General features: G+C 36.6%; 3 protein-coding genes and 1 pseudogene. 1 reads left to right on the top strand and 3 read right to left on the bottom strand.

The genetic code is table 11. The features are described 5' to 3' along the window. The coding region (locus PX484_RS07580; RefSeq protein ID WP_288103346.1) for an SLC13 family permease at nucleotides 1-1,440 on the top strand (1,440 nt) is incomplete at its 5' end. 55 nt (nucleotides 1,441-1,495) lie between these two features. Here PX484_RS07580 and PX484_RS07575 read toward each other — a convergent pair. The 3 genes and pseudogenes from PX484_RS07575 to PX484_RS07565 form a co-directional block, all read right to left on the bottom strand. After that, the gene (locus PX484_RS07575; RefSeq protein ID WP_002801858.1) at nucleotides 1,496-2,032 is read right to left on the bottom strand and encodes a tetratricopeptide repeat protein; all 537 of its coding nucleotides are present in this window, start codon (nucleotides 2,030-2,032) and stop codon (nucleotides 1,496-1,498) included. Nucleotides 2,033-2,423: 391 nt separating this feature from the next. After that, nucleotides 2,424-3,515, bottom strand: a complete 1,092-nt coding sequence (locus PX484_RS07570; RefSeq protein WP_288103344.1) for an ISAs1-like element ISMae8 family transposase — start codon at nucleotides 3,513-3,515, stop codon at nucleotides 2,424-2,426. A 172-nt stretch (nucleotides 3,516-3,687) separates the two neighbouring features. Then, nucleotides 3,688-3,886 (bottom strand): annotated as a pseudogene (locus tag PX484_RS07565) (glycosyltransferase family 2 protein); the annotation flags it as partial.

The raw sequence follows: 3,886 nt of genomic DNA, 5'->3' as shown, positions 1-3,886 counted from the left end.
ATCGTTGAAGATTGGTGTAAAAAACAAAAAATTTCCCCTTCTAAGTTATTAATTCCCCTTTCCTACGCCACGGTTTTAGCGGGGATGATTACCGTGGTGGGGACTTCTACTAACATTCTCGCTAGTGGTATTTCTGCCAAGCTGGGTTATGGGGAATTTAGTTTATTTCAATTCACTGCTTTAGGAGTAGTAACTTTTTTAGCAGGTTTGATTTATTTAACAATTTTTGCCCCGAAATTACTACCCGATCGCAAATCTTCCACGGGGGAATTTTTAGACGATGATTACGGTTCTAAAGTATATCTGAGTGAGGTAATTATTGCCCCTCGTTCTAATCTTATTGGTCAAACTTTATCCCAAAGTGGACTACAAAGAAAGTTTAATTTTGATGTGTTGGAATTAATCAGAAATAAGGTACATTTATCCCAACCTTTAGCTGATAAAGTTCTCAATGCTGGCGATATTTTAATCGTTCATAGTAGTCGGGAAGAACTATTAAAAATTAAAGATGAACGAGGCTTAGAAATCTTTGCCGATGTCAAATTTCAGAAAGGAGATATTGAATCGACAATTACTACAGGTGAGGAAAAATTAGCCGAGGTTTTGATTCTCTCTAATTCCCGTTTAATTGGGACAACTTTAAAAGATTTGAAATTCCGTCAGCGTTATAACGCAACAGTTCTAGCGATTAGACGTGGTTCGGAATTACTACAAGGAAGATTGGGGAAAATTCCTTTAAAGTTTGGCGATTTGCTCTTAGTTCAGGGACCAAAACAGAGTTTTATTGGGTTACAAACCACGCGAGAATTATTAGTCTTAGAAGAAAAAGATATCGAATCCCTGCGAAAGGATAAGGGGATTATTGCTTTAATAATTACTTTGTCGGTGATTATTATTGCTGCTTTTGATATTCAACCAATTCTCGTCACCAGTTTAGTTGGGGTGGTTTTAATGGTAATTACTGGCTGTCTAAAACCCGGGGAAGTCTATGGTTCCATTCGTTGGGATATTATCTTTTTATTAGCGGGTTTAATTCCCCTGGGTACTGCCATGGATAACTCGGGAACGACTAAATGGTTAGCAGATAATTTAGTGGCTATCGGCGGCCATCTTTCGGGGTTTTGGATCTTAGTTTTCTTCTATCTAATTACCTCAGTTTTGACTGAAATCCTCTCTAATAACGCCGCCGTGGTTTTAATGATTCCCGTCGCCGTAGAAGTGGCGAAAACTTTGGGTTTAAATCCTTTGGCTTTTATGTATGCTGTCACCTTTGCTGCTTCTAATAGTTATCTAACACCGATTGGCTATCAAACTAACACCATGGTTTATGCACCAGGCGGCTATAAATTCCTCGATTTTACCCGTTTGGGTGCGCCCCTAAATTTAATTTTGACGATTTTAACCCCAGTTTTAATCGTGGTGTTTTATGGCTTGAAATAAAGAAAGAGATCGAAGATTCTTCGATCTCTAAAAAGAATTTGATCAGTAGTCAAAACTATTTCGATTCGGCGAAGCGTTTACGCAGGGATTCGGCTCGCTTTTTCGCTACGGTATTGTTAGGATCAAATTTGAGAGTTTCTTCGTAGGTTTCGAGAGCTTTTTTAGCCATTTGTTTCTTTTCGTAAACATTGCCAAGATTATTGAGAGCGATAGAGTATTCAGGATAAAGTTTAATTGCTTCTTTGTAGTTACGAATCGCTAATTCTAATTGTTCTTGGGCAAAATAGGAAAAACCGATCGCATTGTAGATTAGGGCTTGATTTTCTGGTTCGATGCTTTCTTCCCCAGAGATTTTTAAAGCCTTTTGTAGTAAACTCAATGCTTGAACATAGAGTTTTTTATCGAGATAAAGACTCCCTAATTCATAGTAATCTTTAGCTGTACCTTTTTCTTTTTGCAATTTCTTTTGTAGCTTGTTAAAGGTTCCTTCTACTCGACGGGTTTTAAAGATTTGCACGATGACAAAAATTCCTAAACCAATCACGAAAATTAGCAATCCAGAAACGTAAATAAGCGGCAGGGTATCTTCCATAATTAGCGATCGAGCAATTAATATTTTTATACTTATTCCCCCAAATTATAGCAGGATTTAGTCAGTGATCAGTGATCAGTTATCAGATGTGAGTTTTCAGTTCACTGTTCACTGTTCACAGCAAAAAACTCCCTTCTCCCCACCCCCCCACTCCCTAGGGCTGTTTCATTTAAATTAAGTACAGCTGATTTTGAGTCAATAAATTTGACTTAAGATTCTCAAGTTTATCTTTTTCTAACCAAAAGAGTTAGTCACAATAATTAATCTTTAATCCTCTGCCAATATTTATTATGAATAAAGTGATAAAGCTTGTTCTCAAGCCACTAAAAGCCCATCTCTCTTGAAATTGTCTGAGAGTACATCCTGTTAATTTAGCTAATTTTTCTGCTTCTTACGTCGATAAAACTATCAGTTTTTCCCAACGTTCAGCTAACCACCTCTGTCCCTCCGTTATTGAGAGAAAACCCAAACCTCTGAAAAGATTCAATCCTATAGTTGTGAGAATTGACCAATTGCTTGCTGCTTGAAAATCACTTATCTCGCTTTTATCTTCCTCAAAAATTACATCTTTTACCCAATGTAACTGATTTTCTATTTTCCAATGTCCTCGAATAATTTTAGCAAATACTTGGGCGGATTCGGTTAGGCTACTGATATAGTAAGCTGTTTCCTCATAAGTTTTATCCCCGCGACTACCCCTTCTTTCTACTTTAATAATTCGGCGCAGATTTTCAAACCCTTGTCTTTCATTTTTACTCACTTTAAAAACTTCTATTTTTCTTGATATTTTTCGTCCATGACTATTATCTTGTTCAAGAAAGCAACTTTCTGGCTTTGAGGAATTACTTAGGTCTTGTATTCGCTGATAAAGATTTTTCTGATTTCCTTTAACGGTGATAACATAATCATTTTTACTCTTGGCTATTAAGCTGATTGTTTTTTTCTGACAGTGTAAAGCATCGCCAGTAAAAACTTTATTTTGGAGAGAGCAATCCTCAATTATAGCTTGCCCTTCGTCGATTTCAGACCCTTTTTTGTTTTCGATTCTTTTTAAGTGTAATACTAATCCACTTTCTTGACTAAACAATGAGACAAACATGATGAAATTTTGTTGTTCATTATTAGGATTCTTTAGGGTGTTTTTGAGACTTTTTCCATCCATTCCTAGCCAATTTATATCATCTCTTTGTCCATATTCTTCTAATGCCCATTCGTTAAACATTTTTAACAAACTCTGCCAGTCAACTCCCATCATTACCCTTCTAATTGTTGAATAGGATGGGACTCTTTCTGGAATTATGTTAAATTCTTTACTCAGCCTGTGCCGATTATTTTTAGCAAACTCTCCTAGCTCTCTATAACCTGAGTATCCTAGCATTGTTCCCAGTATTATTACTACTAATACTATCCATAAAGGGTGTCTTTTTCCTTTATCTTTCCGAAAGTCCTTGACTTGTTTTAGTTTTTCTATTAAGCTCAACATATATTTGAAAGGTTGGCGGTCACTCCTCATTTTACCTGATAGTGATCGCTTTTACTTTTGATATTCTGATGGGAGAATGAAACAGCCCTACCTTGATAAGGGGGGTGCCGATCCCCCCTTAATCCCCCCTTGATAAGGGGGGCATCTGACAACTTTTAACGCCTACCTACTTAAATGCAATGATAAATCCTACATAGGTCCAGACCTTCAGAGGCAAAAAACTAAAAGATGTAATACCATCGATGGCAAAATTCCATAATTTCCAGTAATTCCATTTAGTTTGTCCTTGATACCGGGGTTCTCGATCGAATAAAATTGATGTCTGTTTATATCCCACCCAAGCAAATATTCCTTTCATAAATCTTTGACGT

Source organism: Microcystis sp. M49636_WE2 (assembly GCF_030065375.1).
GTDB lineage: Bacteria > Cyanobacteriota > Cyanobacteriia > Cyanobacteriales > Microcystaceae > Microcystis > Microcystis aeruginosa_C.
The sequence above is the reverse complement of the archived record's forward strand: the minus strand, read 5'-3'. Positions and strand labels throughout refer to the sequence as shown.

Bases quoted from the DNA above. Each gene is read 5' to 3' on its own strand.
- PX484_RS07575 (WP_002801858.1), bottom strand. From the start codon at position 2,032: ATGGAAGATACCCTGCCGCTTATTTACGTTTCTGGATTGCTAATTTTC.
- PX484_RS07570 (WP_288103344.1), bottom strand. From the start codon at position 3,515: ATGTTGAGCTTAATAGAAAAACTAAAACAAGTCAAGGACTTTCGGAAA.